Source organism: Rothia sp. HSID18069, from assembly GCF_003989155.1.
In the GTDB taxonomy this organism is placed as follows: domain Bacteria; phylum Actinomycetota; class Actinomycetes; order Actinomycetales; family Micrococcaceae; genus Rothia; species Rothia aeria.
This window is the reverse complement of record NZ_RBMG01000002.1, coordinates 138265-155030: the sequence shown is the minus strand read 5'-3', so window position 1 is coordinate 155030 and position 16766 is coordinate 138265. Positions and strand designations below refer to the sequence as shown.

The 16766-nt window shown below is 58.2% G+C and carries 15 protein-coding genes and 1 tRNA gene; 11 read left to right on the top strand and 5 right to left on the bottom strand.

Annotated features, from left to right (window positions below; translation table 11 throughout):
- Positions 1-233: 233 nt before the first annotated feature.
- The 7 genes from eno to D8M41_RS06505 all read left to right on the top strand — a co-directional run bounded on the left by eno (position 234) and on the right by D8M41_RS06505 (position 7436).
- The gene (gene eno, locus D8M41_RS06535; protein ID WP_126926623.1) at positions 234-1517 is read left to right on the top strand and encodes a phosphopyruvate hydratase; all 1284 of its coding nucleotides are present in this window, start codon (positions 234-236) and stop codon (positions 1515-1517) included.
- 169 nt (positions 1518-1686) lie between these two features.
- A complete protein-coding gene (locus D8M41_RS11935) occupies positions 1687-2454 on the top strand; it encodes an FtsB family cell division protein (RefSeq protein WP_238693484.1) in 768 nt (255 codons plus the stop codon).
- 20 nt (positions 2455-2474) lie between these two features.
- On the top strand, positions 2475-3065 hold the full coding sequence (locus tag D8M41_RS06525; protein WP_023133788.1) for a DUF501 domain-containing protein: 591 nt from the start codon (positions 2475-2477) through the stop codon (positions 3063-3065).
- A gap of 65 nt (positions 3066-3130) precedes the next feature.
- Positions 3131-4099 carry a Ppx/GppA phosphatase family protein gene (locus D8M41_RS06520; RefSeq protein WP_006888100.1) on the top strand — a complete coding sequence of 323 codons (969 nt, stop codon included), beginning with the start codon at positions 3131-3133 and terminating at the stop codon, positions 4097-4099.
- Positions 4100-4145: 46 nt separating this feature from the next.
- Positions 4146-5645: a S8 family peptidase gene (locus tag D8M41_RS06515; protein ID WP_126926622.1), complete on the top strand. Its 1500-nt coding sequence runs from the start codon at positions 4146-4148 to the stop codon at positions 5643-5645.
- Positions 5646-5907: 262 nt separating this feature from the next.
- Complete coding sequence (locus D8M41_RS06510; protein WP_126926621.1) at positions 5908-7293, top strand: NAD(P)/FAD-dependent oxidoreductase; 1386 nt, start codon at positions 5908-5910, stop codon at positions 7291-7293.
- Positions 7294-7362: 69 nt separating this feature from the next.
- Positions 7363-7436 (top strand) — tRNA-Leu (locus tag D8M41_RS06505).
- Between the two features lie 279 nt (positions 7437-7715).
- On the opposite strand, the gene D8M41_RS06500 is transcribed toward D8M41_RS06505, so the two are convergent.
- Complete coding sequence (locus D8M41_RS06500; RefSeq protein ID WP_037232623.1) at positions 7716-8147, bottom strand: DoxX family protein; 432 nt, start codon at positions 8145-8147, stop codon at positions 7716-7718.
- Positions 8148-8350: 203 nt separating this feature from the next.
- Entirely contained in the window at positions 8351-9367 is a 1017-nt protein-coding gene (locus D8M41_RS06495; protein ID WP_126926620.1) for a GmrSD restriction endonuclease domain-containing protein, read from the bottom strand.
- 577 nt (positions 9368-9944) lie between these two features.
- Between D8M41_RS06495 and D8M41_RS06490 the strand changes: the two genes are divergently transcribed.
- The 4 genes from D8M41_RS06490 (at position 9945) to ilvA (ending at position 14872) form a co-directional block, all read left to right on the top strand.
- Positions 9945-10886, top strand: a complete 942-nt coding sequence (locus tag D8M41_RS06490) for a Cof-type HAD-IIB family hydrolase (protein ID WP_126926619.1) — start codon at positions 9945-9947, stop codon at positions 10884-10886.
- Positions 10887-11040: 154 nt separating this feature from the next.
- The gene (locus D8M41_RS06485; protein ID WP_023133799.1) at positions 11041-11982 is read left to right on the top strand and encodes a Bax inhibitor-1/YccA family protein; all 942 of its coding nucleotides are present in this window, start codon (positions 11041-11043) and stop codon (positions 11980-11982) included.
- A 149-nt stretch (positions 11983-12131) separates the two neighbouring features.
- Complete coding sequence (locus D8M41_RS06480) at positions 12132-13457, top strand: AI-2E family transporter (RefSeq protein WP_126926618.1); 1326 nt, start codon at positions 12132-12134, stop codon at positions 13455-13457.
- Between the two features lie 161 nt (positions 13458-13618).
- A complete protein-coding gene (gene ilvA, locus D8M41_RS06475; RefSeq protein ID WP_023133801.1) occupies positions 13619-14872 on the top strand; it encodes a threonine ammonia-lyase in 1254 nt (417 codons plus the stop codon).
- 104 nt (positions 14873-14976) lie between these two features.
- On the opposite strand, the gene D8M41_RS06470 is transcribed toward ilvA, so the two are convergent.
- The 3 genes from D8M41_RS06470 to D8M41_RS06460 form a co-directional block, all read right to left on the bottom strand.
- Entirely contained in the window at positions 14977-15312 is a 336-nt protein-coding gene (locus D8M41_RS06470) for a hypothetical protein (protein ID WP_037232633.1), read from the bottom strand.
- Positions 15313-15459: 147 nt separating this feature from the next.
- Positions 15460-15963 (bottom strand): transcription elongation factor GreA, encoded by a 504-nt coding sequence (greA, locus tag D8M41_RS06465; RefSeq protein WP_126854092.1) that lies wholly within the window; start codon positions 15961-15963, stop codon positions 15460-15462.
- A gap of 187 nt (positions 15964-16150) precedes the next feature.
- Positions 16151-16633 carry a DUF4307 domain-containing protein gene (locus D8M41_RS06460; RefSeq protein ID WP_126499672.1) on the bottom strand — a complete coding sequence of 161 codons (483 nt, stop codon included), beginning with the start codon at positions 16631-16633 and terminating at the stop codon, positions 16151-16153.
- Between the last annotated feature and the right edge of the window lie 133 nt (positions 16634-16766).

The following is a 16766-nucleotide window of genomic DNA, read 5'->3' as shown; positions in this document are numbered from 1 at the left end:
TAAGCGGCAGCGGCGGGTTGTTCTGTGCTGCCATGAGCACTTTCTGCAACGTACCCCCCACTAAAGGTGTTGGATACCTTCATGAATCGCAAAAATTCCTGTTGTAACCGGTGTGTTTATGTGGGAGTTTTGCTAAAATTTTAGTTGTATACGACTTGAGCAGGCCGCGCCTATCCCGGGCGTTGACGCCGAGTGAGCCGTCCACATCCTTTACATTTTCAAGGAGCATTTTCATGGCTGTTATTACCGCTGTTCACGCCCGACAGATTCTAGATTCCCGCGGCAACCCGACCGTTGAGGTTGAGGTTCTGCTCGAAGACGGCGCTTTCGCACGCGCTGCTGTGCCTTCGGGCGCATCCACCGGTGAGTGGGAAGCGGTTGAGCGCCGCGATGGCGACAAGTCCGTATACTTGGGCAAGGGCGTTCTGGGTGCTGTCAAGTCTGTTATTGAAGAGATCTCGGAAGAAATTATCGGTATCGACGCCGCCGATCAGCGCACCGTCGATCGGGCCATGATTGCTCTGGACGCCACCAACAACAAGGGTAAGCTGGGCGCTAACGCAATTCTGGGCGTTTCTCTGGCCGTTGCTAAGGCTGCCGCAGAGTCCGCAGACCTTCCCCTCTACAAGTACCTGGGCGGGCCCAACGCCCACGTGCTTCCCGTTCCCATGATGAACATCCTCAACGGTGGTTCTCACGCAGACTCCAACGTTGATATTCAGGAGTTCATGATTGCTCCCATCGGTTTCGAGAACTACTCGGATGCGCTGCGCGCCGGTGTCGAGGTCTACCACTCGCTCAAGTCCGTGCTGCACGACCGTGGCCTCTCCACCGGTCTGGGCGATGAGGGCGGTTTCGCACCGAACCTTGAGTCCAACGCTGCGGCCCTTGACCTCATTATTGAGGCAATCGAGAAGGCTGGCTACAAGCCCGGCGAGCAGGTTGCTCTCGCACTGGATGTGGCATCCTCCGAGTTCTACAACGACGGCGCCTACGAGTTTGAAGGTAAGAAGAAGTCCGCCGAAGAGATGAGCGCATACTACGCTGATCTTGTGGCGAAGTACCCGCTGGTTTCCATTGAGGACCCGCTGGATGAGAACGACTGGGCAGGCTACAAGACCCTGACCGAGCAGATCGGTGAGAAGGTTCAGATCGTCGGTGACGACCTGTTCGTGACCAACCCCGAGCGCCTTGAGAAGGGCATCAATGAGGGGGCGGCAAACGCTCTGCTGGTGAAGGTCAACCAGATCGGTTCGCTCACCGAGACCCTGGACGCTATGGAGTTGGCACAGCGCAGCGAATACCGCTGCATGGTTTCCCACCGTTCCGGTGAGACTGAGGACGTCACCATTGCCGACCTCGCTGTGGCAACTAACGCGGGTCAGATCAAGACCGGTGCACCCGCACGTTCCGAGCGTGTGGCCAAGTACAACCAGCTGCTGCGCATTGAGGAAGAGCTGGGCGATGCTGCTGTTTACGCCGGCAAGTCAGCATTCCCCCGCTTCAAGAAAGCATAAGTGCTCGGTAGCTTATAGGCTCATGTAGTAAGAGGGTGGCTATTCCCCGTGCGGGGTGGCCACCCTCCGCCGTTGCCTGCACGGTTAATGCACGTAGCGGCGGGTACAGGATGCGGTGCCCGCCGGTAGAATAGAATGGTTACGGTCAGCGCGGTGAAGGGAGAGAGCAATGTCAGAACGGGACCGACAGAAGGATTCAGCTGCCTCGGCTTCTCGGGGCACACGACGCCCCGCTGGGGCACGTCAACACGCGGCGAAAAACCGGCCGTCCCGTTCCGCCCAAACACCCGACACCCCGAAAAACCGTGGACTGCGTAAACGCACCAAGTCGTCTCAGGCGAAGGGAGCAGGAACCTCCCGGAATAAGCAGGAGCAGCAGGACACGCAGCGGTCTCCCAGCACGGTAGGCACCCTCACCAGCGCCGTCATTGGGGCGGGCCGTTCTCCGCGGCGCGGTAAGGAAAGCCCGCAGTTAGCACGCCAGAGGCGTATGATCCGTGAGGGCAGCAGCGACCAAGACCCGGATGAGCTGACGCCAATTGCTGCGCGCGGTTTTTCGGGTCAGTTCCTGGTGGGGGCGATTATTGTGGTTGCCCTGCTGGTGGGAACCTACCCGACGCTTAATAACTATTTCACGCAGCTGCGGGAGATCGAATCAACCCGTGAACACATCTCGCAGCTGCAGCGGGAGAACGCCCAGCTGAAGGTTGAGAAAACCTGGTGGGATGACGAGAACTACGTGCGTCAGCAGGCCCGCAGCAGGCTGTTCTACGTGAATGAGGGAGACACCCCATATGCGGTGACCGGCATTGACTCGAATAACACGCAGGTGGACGACACCTCTGCCTCGGCGAAAAACGCCCCCGACGATTCGTGGACGAATAAGATGTGGAACTCGGTGGAGAACCCGCAGGGTGCACAGAAGAAGCGGCAGTAGATTTTTAGTATTGAGGATAAATGAGCACTAAAGAAGACCTGATGAACCGTGTCCCTGAAGGGGTTGGGGTGACGGTTCAGACCCTCGTCCCCACCGAGCAGGATGTGCGGGTGCTATCGGCCCAGCTGGGCCGTAAAGTGCGGGATGTGGTTGAGGTTCCGGCACGGTGCGTGTGCGGTAACCCGCTGGTGGCGGCCACCGCCCCGCGATTAGCAAACGGCACCCCATTCCCGACCGTGTTCTACCTGGCCCACCCGGTCATTACTGCGGCGGCCTCCCGGCTGGAGGCTGGCGGTCTCATGTACGAGATGACTGATGAATTGGCGCAGAACCCGCAGCTGGCGCAGCAGTACCGTGCCGCGCATGAGAATTATCTGGCCGAGCGTGAGCGTATCCGCATTATTAGCGGCACCGACGAGGTCCCGGAGATTGATGGGATTTCGGCGGGGGGTATGCCCACCCGCGTCAAGTGTCTGCACGCCGTCATCGGCCATACTCTTTCGGTGGGGCGCGGGGTGAACCCGATGGGGGATAGGGCTTTGGATGCGATCTCCCCGTGGTGGACCCCCGATACGTGTGCCTGCGACCCCGCGTGGCGGCACGCTGATTAGCTGTCAGCTGCTGTGCATACCACCTGCAACGCTCAAACCCGGCAAAACCTAGATTGGAGCCTGAGATGCGCATTGGCGCTATAGACTGTGGCACGAACTCGATCCGCCTGCTGATCGCGGACGCAGTCGTCGAAACTGATGAAAACGGCAAGGAAACCACCCGCCTGAAGGATGTGGTACGGCAGATGCGCATCGTGCGGCTGGGCCAAGGGGTGGACGCCACCGGCTGGTTGGCGCAGGAGGCGCTGGACCGCACTTTTGAAGCCGCCAGAGAGTACGCTCAGTTGCTTAAGGAGCACGGTGCAGACCGGGTGCGGTTCGTGGCGACCAGTGCCACCCGTGATGCCGGTAACCGTAAGGTTTTTATGGAGGGTATTCAGCAGATCTTGGGTATTGAGCCCGAGGTGATTAGCGGCACTGAGGAGGCCTCACTCTCATTCGCGGGTGCGATGCGTGCCGTTGGTGCGGGGGATAAGAACACGCTGGTGTTTGACCTAGGCGGTGGCTCTACTGAATTCGTGCTGGGCGGCGGCAGGGGAGCTGAGGCTAAGGTGATTTCCTCCCGAAGCGTGAACGTGGGGTGTGTGCGCCTGACCGAGCGGCATATGGTGTCCGCGCCAGTCACCGATGAGCAGGTGCGGCGGGTTGAGGCCGATACGGACGCCGCCATCGAAACCGTTGTGAGCTCTGTGCCGTTGAGCACCGCCACCCGCGCTGTGGCGGTTGCCGGTACCGCGACCACTCTCGCGGCGGCGGCATTGGGCTTAGAGACCTACGATTCCGAGGCGATTAACGGCACCTCATTGTCTCTTGAGACTGTTCAGCGTACCGCCCAGATGCTGCGTAGTATGACCCGCCAGGAGCGCGCCGAGCTGGGGTATATGCACCCCGGGCGGGTGGATGTGATCGGCGCTGGGGTGACTATTTATGCGAGGATCCTCACGCGTCTGAATGAGATTACTGATGGTGTGATTAATTCCGTAACAGTAAGTGAACATGACATCCTTGACGGCATTGCGCTTTCACAGTTATAGAGTGCAGAATACTTTACAAGGAGATCTAATTATTTAGGGAGGGACAATGGCGACTCACTGGAATAAGCGGCACGATGCGCAGCGGCCGGGCGCGGCACAACACGCCGAGACTCCCGCCTCAAAGGCACCGCGCCGGTTAGCGCACAGAGCTTTCGCCGTTGTCGCCTCCCTCACCCTAAGCGTTGGGGTGGCTGCCTCCGGCGGGTTTAACCCGGCTTTGGCGGCCCCCACGCCGGGTTCCTCTGCAACCGCGTCCCCAACCCCTTCGAAATCGGCCCCAACTGCGCCTGGGGCCTCCGCACCGGCGGCCACAAACAGCACCAGCGCGGGGGATGATGTGCGCCAGCGCGAGTACTGGATTAACGATTACAAGTTCCCTGAGCTCTGGAATCAAAGCACCGGGCGCGGAGTGACTGTGGCAGTGATCGACACCGGCGTGGACGGCACCCACCCTGACCTGGAAGGGAACGTCCTGAAAGGCCATGACGCCTCCGGCGTTGGCAGTTCAGACGGCTGGACAGGTTTGGGAACCGAGCCGATGCACGGTACCGAGGTTGCCTCCCTGATTGCCGGGCACGGGCACAACACCACAGGTGTGGCCCCTATCGCCGGGCAGCCGGGTAAACCCGCCGGCATAATTGGTGTGGCCCCGGAGGCAAAAATCCTGCCAGTATCCCTGAGCATGGGCACCGGCGGCGGTAAAAGCATTGATGAGCAGCTGCCGGAGGCGGTACGCTACGCCGTGGATAACGGGGCGCAGATCATTAACCTGTCGATCGGCTCTAATAAGGCGAGCTGGCCACGCAGCTGGGATGACGCGTTCAAGTACGCTGAGGAGAAAGGCGTGCTGGTGGTGGCTTCTGCCGGTAACCGCGGCAGCGGCATCACCCAGGTGGGGGCACCAGCTACTATCCCGGGTGTGCTCACTGTTGGCAGTGTTGATAGCTCCCGGCGGGAATCCTGGTCTTCTTCCTCTCAGGGAATTTCAATCGCTGTTGCCGCGCCCGGGGTGAATATGATCGCTGCGGCCCCGAACAATAAGTACATGCTGTGGTCGGGGTCGTCGGCTTCTGCGCCGCTGGTGTCGGGTTTGGCTGCGCTCATTAAAGCGAAATACCCTGAGCTTTCGGCCGCCCAGATTATTCAGCGCATTATTACCAGCGCCGATGATGCCGGGCCTGCTGGCCGTGACCCGTTGTACGGGTTCGGCATTATTAACCCTACGGCGGCGCTCGCACAGAGTACGTCGTCGAATGCTGCGGAGAACCCCCTGGGGTCGATTAGTAACTGGATTGCGATCCATCGCAAGCAGGAGGTGAGCGCCCCGGAGCCGACGGGCTCCGAACCGGTGCACGAGGATGGGGAGAATATTCCCCAGGCTAAGGTGCCTGAACCGAGTGTGCCTCCTGAAGATTCGGGTGTTGTTCCGCCGCTGATTGTGGGCGGGCTGGCGCTGTGGTTATTGGCGATTACCAGCTTCACGGTGCACCGTCTGCATAAGATGCACCGGCATGTGCGTCGGCCGCATGTGCGGGATGAGAACTAAAAGTCGTCATAATTTTTTCGATTTGCCGTTTATTACAGGTTCATAAAGTGTGTGTTCACCTTATCAACCGCGTAGAATGATAGGTAAGTACAGAGTGCAAAATACGTACACCCGCAGGTTCTGTGTTGTGATCCTGCGCTGTTAGGTGCATGTGTTTTTGGCTTGTCTCGTGCGATGCGCTATGCGGCGTGACGTACGGGGTCTTTTCGTAGCCAGCCCGCCTGCGCGCGGCGGCAGAATATAACCTAGGAAGTAGCATAATATGGCATTCACTAAGTTGGCTCAGGATCGTCCGCGTATCCTCATTGTCGGTGGCGGCTACGTCGGCTTCACCGTGGCGAAGAAGATTCAGAAGGCGGTCAAAGCCACCGGCGGGGTAGTGACCATCGTTGAGCCTAACCCCTACATGACTTACCAGCCGTTCCTGCCCGAGGTCGCTGCAGGTTCAATGGAGGGTCGTAACGCAACTGTTCCCCTGCGTCAGCATCTGCGTGATACTGAGATCATTCCCGGCCTTGTGGTTTCTGTGAACCATGCGGCGCGAACCGCTGTAGTTGAGCCCATTGATAGTGGTGAACCGTTCGAGCTGCAGTATGACGAGATTATTCTTGGTGCTGGTTCTGTCACTCGTGCTTTCCCGATTCCCGGCTTGGCTGAGGTCGCTATCGGTATGAAGACCGTTGAAGAGGCCGTTTCGGTGCGTAACTGGGTGCTGGAGCGTATTGAGGTTGCCTCCGTTCTTGAGGACGCGGATGCTCGCCGCCGCGCCCTGACGTTCGTTATTGTCGGTGGTGGTTTCGCCGGTGTTGAGACCATTTCTGAGCTTGAGGATATGGCGCGTGAAGCGGTCAACCGTAATGACCGCCTGACCCCCTCAGACCTGCGCTTTGTGATGATTGAGGCAGCCCCACGCATTATGCCCGAGGTACCTGAAGACCGCGCTGAGAAGGTTGTGGCCGAGCTGAGGGCCCGCGGCATTGAGATTCTGCTCAATACCTCCCTCTCGGATGCTACCGGCGGTAACCTGCAGCTGATTAATATGGCTGATAAGTCTCCCGCTGGTGAGATCGATACCGATACTTTGATTTGGACCGCCGGCGTTGCGGCTTCCCCGATGCTGAAGAACACCGACTTCCCGATTGATGAGCGCGGCCGTGTGCGTGTGAACGCAGACCTGCGTGTTGCCGGGGACGCTGGTGTGGTTGAGGGCGCTTGGGCTGCTGGTGATAACGCCGCCGTGCCTGACCTCTCCGGCGGCGGTGTGGGCGGTTTCTGCGTGCCGAACGCGCAGCATGCCTCCCGCCAGGCACTGGTGCTGGCTAAGAACATTCTGGCGGCCCGGCGCGGTGAGCCGCTGACCGACTACTACCACGAGACGATCGGTGTGGTGGCTGGTCTGGGCCTGTGGAAGGGCGTGGCGAACTTTAAGGGTAAGACCTTCGCCGGTCCGTTGGCGTGGATTATGCACCGCGGCTACCACGGTTCTGCAATCCCTACGACTGAGCGTACTGTGCGTGTTATGACTACTTGGGCACTCAACCAGCTCTTTGGCCGTGATACCACTACGATCCGCCGCCAGCGCACCCCGCGCCTGGCGTTCCAGGAGGCAACCGGTACCGCCCCGGCAAAGACGAAGGCCCACCTCTAATACGGTTTTCGGCGCCTAGGATTTGATACTGGCCCTCACTTCGTGCGAAAGTAGTGAGGGCCGGTTCAGGCCCCTATAGCCCAATTGGCAGAGGCAGCAGACTTAAAATCTGCCCAGTGTGGGTTCGAGTCCCACTGGGGGCACTGCTACTATGCAGCACATAAGCCCCACACGTACCGCGGTTTACCGTAACGTGTGGGGCTTTGCTGTACCCGGTCGGGGCCTGACCTGAGCCGTCTTTATGAATCAGTTTCTGCCCGGTCAAGATATACTGGGATGCTTGTCGTATCACCAGGCCTCTTGTATACGCTTTGGAGGCATAGCAGCGCCCTGCCAGCGGTGAGCGGCAGGGCGCTTTTAGGTAATAAAAGTGGTTTGTGAAGGTTGGTGGGTGTGCCTTGGCGCACCCGGCTTAAAGGGGGCTAGCTCTTCTTGGTGCCGCGGTGGGGCAGGAGCGCATCAATGGAGTATTTGCCGCCGCCGACGAGGATAAACATAATGGCCGCCATGCCCAGTACAAAGACGTACTCAAAACCGGCTCCGGTTTTCGGGTCGATGATGAAGGGGGCATTGACGTGAACAAAGATGTAGGCGCCCGCCATGGCGATGGTGATGGCTGCTGCTGCGATGCGTGTTCCGATACCCAGCAGCAGCATAATACCGCCGATGAGTTCGGCGCCAATAGTGAAGTAGGCCGATAATTCGGGGGCTGGAATACCCATTTTGGCGAAGATTGCTCCTTGCGCGGTGGGCCCATTGAGGAAGGCTTTTTGGAAGCCGTGCATGATGAATGTGAAGCCTAGTGCTAGGCGGAAAATAAGAAGACCGAGTGATGCAGTGCTGTCTTTAGTCATGAGAGTACCTTGCCAGAAATTTACTTTCTTTATCAAGTAAATATGAAAGAAAGGCCTCTGGATACAGCTTATTCACAGCTAAATCACAGGTTTAGTGTGATGTGCCTCTCAAAAATGGTGCGTGTATGAAGAAGCATGACATTTCATGAATAGTCACTCATGAGAGGTCGGTTCATACACGCACCAAAGAAGCAGCCGGTACTTTAGTGTTTCGTTGTCACCTCACAGGCCACACCATCACCATCTCGATCCAGCGCCGCCCGGTATCCCGGCTGTCCACGCCGAATAGGAGCTGCCCCGGCAGCCTGCGCCTCCGCACAGGTCTTGTAATACGTTCCTGCAGAATCGGGTTCCTGTGTAGGCGCTTGCACCCGAGCCTGCGGCGTACCCCGCGTGGGCTCAGTAATAGGGGAGGCCGCGGGAGTGTGCTCAATGGTGCCTGAGTTTTCCGAGCTCACACAGTCATTGAGCACCCGTACCATTGCTTCCTTTTCGGCTGCCTTAACCCACAGCCCATACTTCGCCTTAATGCGCACCTGCTTCTCCACATAGATGCACCGGTACGCCTTATTAGCTGGCAGCCAGGTAGCCGCGTCCGCATCGCTCTTCTGCTGGTTAGCCGCCCCATCTACAGCGAGCAGATTATCGGGGTCATTGGCGAGCTCAATGCGCTGCTGCTTCGACAGCTCTTGCGCGCCAGTCTGCCACGCGTCAGACAGGGCTACCACGTGATCGATCTGCACCGCGCGGGAGGTGTCTTTTCCGCGTCTAAAGTGGATACTCACCCCCGTATATGGATCCTCCAGGGTGCCGCTGAGCACTGTGCAGGCGCGTGTTCCTGGTTTAACCGTCACCTCGTACAGATCGCGGCGCAGAATATCGTTGCGGGTATCGCACCCGTTACGGTCGGTGTCTGTCCAGGCATGCCCGAACTGATCCCGCGAATACCCGGTTTTGGGTGCGCGGCCCTTGACCGGTAGGGACTGCAGGGTTGTTAAGGCGCTGGCTGCATCCGATACATTCGCAGCTGGCAGTGCGGTTACGGGGTTGGCTTCCTGCTCGGGAGAAATTCCGGTATCGTGCGTCTGCTCTTCGGCGTCCTCTTCCTGGGTTTCAAAGGCAGCGGCTGGGCTGACATAGGGGGTGCTGCTGGGTGAAGATAACTGGTTGTGGGTACTTGCTGCAGTGGGTGAAGCGCTTGATGCTGTGGGTCCCTCCACTGTGACAGTTTCGGTGGAACACCCGCTTAGTATCAGTGCACATACTACAGCGAATGAAGATATGGCTATAGTGGCCGGTTTTTGTGTGCGGCGAAAGCGCGCAGGCATAAGTTTTCCTTGAGTGAGTGAGCTATTGAGTGAGAGTGAGCTGGATGCCGTTCGCACCTGCGTGAGTTATCGGGTGATACAACAACGTATCGGTGCTAAAACATCCACATATATTATATAAAACCGACCCCGGCCCCACCGGCGAATTCGGTCACATGCGGAAGCTATTTTGAGTGTATCTGAACACGCATGAGTACCGTAGTGGGGAGTGCGTATAAAGCAGCGGTGCACAAATGACGAAACGGGATGTTTTTAGCGGGCTAAAGTTCTGATGGTAGCTTTCTTCATCGGCGAGAAACGGTTTATATGTATGTTTTACGCGGGGGTCCAGGGGCGGGGTGAGACTCCCTGCAGGCATGTAAGAAACAGGGTAAAAGCACCGGGTTTTGGTATCGCCGCTATTAGCCGTTGGTGGTGGTGATATGAGAGCCTTAAACTTATCCACCCTTCATGGAACGGAAGAACTAGTATGCCCGAAATCTTTGCTGCCTCCTCGTCCGCGAACCCCAGAGTCACCCCGCGTCTAATTGCTGTTGATATGGACGGCACTTTCCTGACGGACGCTAAAACCTTCGACACCGACCGGTTTGAACGTATTCTGCCTCGCTTGCAGGCACACGGTATCTATTTTGTGGTGGCCAGCGGTAACACATACACCAAACTCACCGACTATATGAAAGGGTTTGAGAACCGGGGCATTATCTATATTGCTGAGAATGGCGCCTACCTTGCCGATGATTCGGGAGAGCTGGCCGTTCACCCTTTCAAAGAGGCAGATGTACCGCATGTGTATGAGGTGCTGGATACCCTGCCGCAGATTGGCGTGGTTCTTTGTACAACTGAGGGTATTTTTATACCGCACAACCGGCAGGGCGCTGTCACCAGTATTGTGCAGGACTATTTTGCTGCTCAAGGTCAGCCGGTTCCGCAGGGGCTTGACCCCTATTCTTTTGTTCTCATGTTCTACCCGAGTGCCGAGCGCATCACCGACTACTCTCAAGTGCGTGGAGAACTTATTAAAATCTCGGTGCAGACTGTTCGGGCTGATACCTACAGTGTGCTTGAGACTCTTCAGCGTGAGCTGCCGCCTCAGGTTATCCCTCTGGCCAGTGGCTTTGGTGCCATTGATCTAGTGCGTGAGGGAGTGAATAAAGCCGGGGGTCTGCGTGATCTATGCGAGCGTCTGAACGTACATCCGCAGGAAGTTCTAGCCTTTGGTGATGGCGATAATGACCGTGAGATGCTGGCTTTTGCTGGTACAGGGGTGGCGATGGGGCACGCATCACAGGCGCTGCGGGCGGTAGCCGATGAGGTCATCGGCTCGCATAATGACGGTGCTGTGCTGACCTACTGCGAAAAGCTGCTCGATGTTTTAGATGCGCAGGGTCTGCCTCAGGCTCCCAGGCTATGAGCATTATTTTTTGGAATGACTCCGCCTTTTGAGAGGTGAACCCTATTATTCTCTATGAATTCGCCCAGAACGTACTATCTGGTAACTTCGGGGAAGCTATTGGTAGATTCTTTAGGTAAAATGGAAAAAATCTATATTTACCGGAGGGAAGAACATGGCGGGTAACCCGTTCATTAACTCAATCATTAAGAAAAACCGGCAGGGCGGTGACCCCCGTTTTGGCCGTTTTGGTGCCGGTGGGCAAGCTGCGCAGCAGAACCAGTACCCGCAGGGCCAGTACCAGCAGAACCCGTACGGGGCACAGTACTCCAGCGAACCCCAGCAGTACCAGGGCGGCTACCCGCAGGGGTACGGCCAGCCTGAATACCAGAACCAGCCAGGATACGATCAGCAGTACGCTCAGCAGCCGGGCTACAGCCCGGTTATTGAGGGCGAACGCCTGACCATGAACGATGTCATCATGAAGACCGGGCTGAGCCTGGCCGTCGTGGTGCTTGGTGCAGCGGTGGGCTGGTATATGCCCATTCTCCTGGTTGTGGGCCTTATCGGTGGTCTGGTTCTTGGGCTGGTTAACGGTTTCAAGCGTAAGGTGTCGCCGGTTTTGGTGCTGGCATACGCTTTAGCTGAGGGCCTGCTCCTTGGCGGTCTTTCCGGCCTGCTCAATGCGCGGTACCCGGGTATCGCTCTTCAGGCTGTGATTGCCACCGTCGTGGTGTTTGGCACGCTTCTGGCACTGTTTGCAAACGGCAAGATTCGGGCCACCCCTAAACTCACCAAGATCTTCTTGGGCGCTTCGCTGGGGTACCTGGCGTTCTTCGTTGTCTCGTGGGGTGTCTCGCTCTTTACACACACCTCCCTCATGAACACCAGCGTTGCTGGCCTGCCGCTGGGGCTCATCGTGGGCGTGTTTGGCGTGGCTCTGGCATCGTACTCGCTGGTGCTTGATTTCACTAACACCACTGAGGCTGTTGAGGCGGGCCTGCCCGAGCGTGAGTCGTGGCGTTTGGCTTTCGGCCTGACCGCCTCCCTGGTGTGGCTGTACATTGAGATCCTGCGTATCCTCATGTACCTGGCAAGCATCTTTAGCGATAACTAAATAAGATGTTCAACCGGCGGTGCTTACCCCAAGCGCCGCCGGTTTTTCGTCTAAAGAACCCTGGTGGGGTACGGTTTATGGGGAGGGCACACCGTTCCATGATGTGCCCCGCTTGCGCTTTCGTGTAGCGAAATAATTGAGGAGAGCCGATGGGCCAAACACCCGATACGAACGATACAGCACCTACGAAAAATACTACGGTTCCTTTTGCCCTCGAGACCGCCGCCGCCTGGTCGTGGCGGCTGCTGGTGGTTGCCGGGGCAGGATGGGTTCTCTGGCAGGGGCTGGCGAAAGTATCCCTGCTCGTTATTTCGCTCATGGTTGCGGCTTTGCTGGCGGCCCTGCTAAGCCCCGCCGTGTACGCCCTGCGTAAACGCGGCGTACGCGCAGGTGCGGCTACCGCCATCGCCGAAATCGGCATGATTGTGGGTCTGCTGGCGCTGGTGGCGCTTACCGGGCAGCAGCTTGCCCAGGGGTTCGTCTCGTTATGGAGCAAAGCCCTCGAAGGGTACAACGAGCTGGTGCGTTGGCTCGATAATATGGGGTACTCGCTTGGGGCGGAGCAGCTGAACCAGCTGCTGGAGCAGGGCAGGAAGCTGGCCTCCGATAACCCCAGTTCCATTGTTCGCGGGGTCTCTGAAGTGGGCAGCACCGCCGCCGAAGTGGCGACTGGAACTCTTATCACCCTGTTCACCCTCGTGTTTTTCCTCATGGAGGGCGAACGCATCTGGCTGTTTATTGTGGGACTTCTCCCGCGGCGGGCACGCGACGCTGTTAACGGTGCAGGGCGCGCTGGGTGGAAGTCCCTGGGCGCGTATGTGCGGGTGCAGATTCTTGTGGCCGCTATTGATGCGGTAGGTATCGGCATTGGTGCCGCAATCTTGGGCGTGCCGCTGGCCATACCATTGGGTGTGCTCGTGTTCCTGGGGTCGTTCATCCCCGTGATTGGTGCTTTACTCTCTGGAGCGGTGGCGGTTCTTCTGGCGCTGGTGGCCCTGGGACCGGTGCAGGCGCTCATTATGATCGGCATTGTGCTGCTGGTGCAGCAGCTTGAGTCGCACATCCTGCAGCCGCTGATTATGGGCAAGGCGGTGTCTTTGCACCCGCTGGCCGTGATCTTCGCGGTGGCCGGTGGGTCCATGATTTTCGGGGCTACGGGTGCGCTGTTCGCGGTTCCTGTGCTCGCTGTGGTCAATTCCGTGGTGCGGTACTTGGCCTCTCGCGGCTGGGAGAACGATCCGCAGCTACGTACCGAAGAGTTCCTTTTCCCGCACGAAGTGCGCCGTCGTGAAGCTGCCAAACGCCGCCGCGGTGCGGTTGAGGACGCTGCTGAGCGCGTTCGGGGGCGGGCACGCACAGCTGCTGGCCGTGACGAAGAACCCGCCGAGGAGCCTGCACTTGCAGAGCCTGCCTCCGCAGAAAATACTGATTCGCCCCAGGGTAAGAAACCCTCCCGGAAGCAGGGCAATAAGTAGCCGCTATTGTCGTGGTGTGGTGAGGCTTGTTCCAGTACTAAGCTGGGATGGGCCTCACCGTTTTATGCGGCGCAGGGCACGGTTTTATGTTCTCCGAATACGGTATGCATCCACTAAAATAGTCAATAGATGTGCCCACCTGCGAATGGAACGGACTGAACGTGAACGCACCCCTTGATGACCTGCCTGTAACCCTATCTGAGATTGAGTCAGCAGCTGAACTGCTCACGGGGGTTATTGAGCGCACACCGGTGGCGCATTCGCGGGCTTTAAGCCTCAAACTCGGTTCTGAGGTGTTCTTCAAATGCGAGAACCTGCAGCGTTCCGGCTCGTTTAAAGCACGCGGCGCGTATGTTCGCATGGCTAAACTTAGCGAGGCTGAGAAAGCACACGGTGTGGTGGCTGCATCGGCGGGAAATCACGCTCAGGGGGTGGCGATGGCGGCCGCTAAACTGGGCATTAAAGCGCGCATTTACATGCCGCTGGGCGCTGCCCTCCCCAAAATTACTGCCACCCGCGACCACGGCGCGGAGGTTGAGCTGCACGGCACCACCGTGGATGAGGCACTGGCCGAGGCAAAACGCTACGCCGAGGCAACCGGCGCGGTGTTCGTGCACCCCTTCGATAATGAGGATATTATCGCCGGGCAGGGCACCATTGGGCTTGAGATCCTGGAGCAGGTGCCCGACGTAGACACCATCATTGTGGGCGTGGGCGGCGGCGGCTTGCTGGCGGGGCTCTCCACGGCGGTACGCGCTAAAGAAGCCCAACTGGGTAAGAAAATCCGTATTATTGGTGTTCAGGCTGAGCACGCGGCCGCATACCCGCTATCGCTGGCAGCAGATGCGCTGGTGCCATTGAAGAAGGTCTCTACCATCGCTGACGGTATTGCGGTGGGGCGCCCCGGCCAGCTGCCGTTCTCCATCATTAAAGAGCTGGTGGATGATGTGGCGACGGTGAGTGAGGACGACATCGCCCGTGCCCTCATCTTCCTCATGGAACGCAATAAGCTGGTCGTGGAGCCTGCCGGGTCGGTACCGGTGGCGGCACTGATGAACGGCAAACTCAAGGAAGAATACGGCGAGCTGGGCACTGTAGTGTGCGTGCTCTCGGGCGGTAATATCGATCCGATGCTCATGCTGAAAGTGATTCAGCGCGGCCTTTCGGCGGCAGGCCGGTACATGACGATTAAGATGATGCTCTCCGACCGTCCGGGCGAGCTGGCAACAATCTCACGCATTATCTCTGAGAACGATGCGAATGTCACCGGTGTGGACCACACGCGAGTGGGCGGATCCTTATCAATGGGCGACGTCTCGATCACGATCGATATGGAAACCAACGGCACTGAGCACTGCAACCGCGTCATTTCGGCCCTTGAGGAGGAGGGCTTCCGCCCGATTATCGTCTACTAAAGACCCGGGCGTGGGCTGCCCCCACACTATACCAACCGGTACCGTTGTGACCCTGTCGGTGCTGCAACGGGGCGGGGCTTGCATCCTGCCCGGGTGCCGCCGTACTAGAGCAGGTCAAGAACCTTCACACTGTCCGTATCGCGTACAGTGAGGTCCTCCACCGGGACTTCCTTAAGATAGAGCTTGTTCCCGCCCCGAATCTCGTACTGGTACATTCTGCGGTTGAGCGCATCAAAGACATACCCCAGATAGTGCCCTACCACATGTTCCCGGGTGTCTTCGATGAAGTCTGTAATGAACAGGTGCTGTTTCTCCACCCCGATACGTGCGGCCATTTTAGCGAATTCCGCAGGAAAATCCTCCGGAAACAGCCGGGTGAGGTCCATAATATCCTGCAGAAAAATCTCGAGGGGAATATCGTCAAAAGCTACAGGTTCCATAGTTTTCCTTAAGAGGGGATATTGCAAGTGATACGCCCGAAACGGCCAGGGGAGCGGGCACTTGAAGGTGGGCTATAACGGTTACATAAAAACCCGGACTAAACGAGTAGCCCGGGTTTTCGTCTGAAACCTTTTTGCGCCCAGAGCTTAGCCCTGGAACGGGGTGACTGAAATGATCTTAGCCACCAGATCGTTGCCGTTGGGTGCCTGGTAGGTGACCTCTTCACCCTGCTTGTGCCCCAGGATAGCCGCGCCCATGGGTGACTTTTCACTGAACACCTTCAGGTCACTGCCTTCTGGCAGGGTGCTTTCAACCTCGCGGGAGCCTAGCAGGAACTTCATGGGACGCCCAGCAATCTCTGCCTCGATCACCATACCGAGCGCAACCACCCCGTCGTCGCTGGGGGCCTCGCCCACGTTAGCGTTCTCTAGTAGGTGGGTGAGCTGCTTAATGCGGGCCTCATTCTTGCCCTGCTCGTCGCGTGCGGCATGGTAGCCGCCATTCTCACGCAAATCTCCTTCGTCGCGTGCGGCGGCGATGCGCTCCACGATCTCCTGACGGTACGGGCCGGAGAGGTGGTCAAGCTCTTCTTTTAGGCGGTCGTAGGCCTCCTGCGTCAGCCATGCACCATTGTTCTCGGTTGCTGCCATTGTTTTCCTTCGGTTGTGCGCCGGGCACGCCGGTGCGGGTGTGGGGCATACAGCCCCCTTTCGACTCTAGCCATTCTAAGACAGATACGAGTCAGAGCTAAACCGGGGCACTTTCCCCACCCCTGAATCCTGGAAGAAATGGTGTGCTGGTTGGGATAGCTAGGGGAGTCAGAAAGTAAGCTGGCGGCTACTTCTTACGGCACGAATCCACGGTCACGGTGGTCGCCTCAGAAAGGATACGTAAACTCACGCTGTGCCGGCTCACCCGTTCATTACCCTGTTCGGCGGTATTCGGCGGAATCTCAACTTCAGTCCAGCCCACCGGAACACGCGAAGAGTTCAAAGCTTTGACCGAACAGATGGCCGCATCGTGCGGGTTTTTTGAGAGTTCAAACTCGCCGGATGCCTCATCGTGACTCACCAGCGTGAACCCCGTGTCGCGGGCGCTGGGGCGTGCGGCGGCATCCGCCTGAACCCAAAACACGAAAGCCCCCGCCAGCAGGGTCACCACAACAGCTAGGGCCACCCACAGGCGGGTGGGAACTGTGCGGCGGGGCCTGGGGGAGCGGCCGTAACGGTCAGCCAGGTTTGGTGATGCCGGTGCGCCCGTAGCAGAAATTTTCGGGGTTTCCTCAACGGCGGGGTGATGACGGCGAGCGTCTGCGGTCATAAATACCTCCCAGCCGGTGCGTTAACAGTCATTGACGGGTTTCCTGTAACAACGCGTTACAGCCGTTCATAAAGCGTCACGAGTACTAGGCACACGACGCGAATCTTCGGTACTATGTCACAACGAAGCGGTT

Excerpts from the sequence above, each read along its gene's own strand:
- eno (WP_126926623.1), top strand. The coding sequence starts at position 234 with ATGGCTGTTATTACCGCTGTTCACGCCCGACAGATTCTAGATTCCCGC.
- D8M41_RS11935 (WP_238693484.1), top strand. The coding sequence starts at position 1,687 with ATGTCAGAACGGGACCGACAGAAGGATTCAGCTGCCTCGGCTTCTCGG.
- D8M41_RS06525 (WP_023133788.1), top strand. The coding sequence starts at position 2,475 with ATGAGCACTAAAGAAGACCTGATGAACCGTGTCCCTGAAGGGGTTGGG.
- D8M41_RS06520 (WP_006888100.1), top strand. The coding sequence starts at position 3,131 with ATGCGCATTGGCGCTATAGACTGTGGCACGAACTCGATCCGCCTGCTG.
- D8M41_RS06515 (WP_126926622.1), top strand. The coding sequence starts at position 4,146 with ATGGCGACTCACTGGAATAAGCGGCACGATGCGCAGCGGCCGGGCGCG.
- D8M41_RS06510 (WP_126926621.1), top strand. The coding sequence starts at position 5,908 with ATGGCATTCACTAAGTTGGCTCAGGATCGTCCGCGTATCCTCATTGTC.
- D8M41_RS06500 (WP_037232623.1), bottom strand. The coding sequence starts at position 8,147 with ATGACTAAAGACAGCACTGCATCACTCGGTCTTCTTATTTTCCGCCTA.
- D8M41_RS06490 (WP_126926619.1), top strand. The coding sequence starts at position 9,945 with ATGCCCGAAATCTTTGCTGCCTCCTCGTCCGCGAACCCCAGAGTCACC.
- D8M41_RS06485 (WP_023133799.1), top strand. The coding sequence starts at position 11,041 with ATGGCGGGTAACCCGTTCATTAACTCAATCATTAAGAAAAACCGGCAG.
- D8M41_RS06480 (WP_126926618.1), top strand. The coding sequence starts at position 12,132 with ATGGGCCAAACACCCGATACGAACGATACAGCACCTACGAAAAATACT.
- D8M41_RS06470 (WP_037232633.1), bottom strand. The coding sequence starts at position 15,312 with ATGGAACCTGTAGCTTTTGACGATATTCCCCTCGAGATTTTTCTGCAG.
- greA (WP_126854092.1), bottom strand. The coding sequence starts at position 15,963 with ATGGCAGCAACCGAGAACAATGGTGCATGGCTGACGCAGGAGGCCTAC.
- D8M41_RS06460 (WP_126499672.1), bottom strand. The coding sequence starts at position 16,633 with ATGACCGCAGACGCTCGCCGTCATCACCCCGCCGTTGAGGAAACCCCG.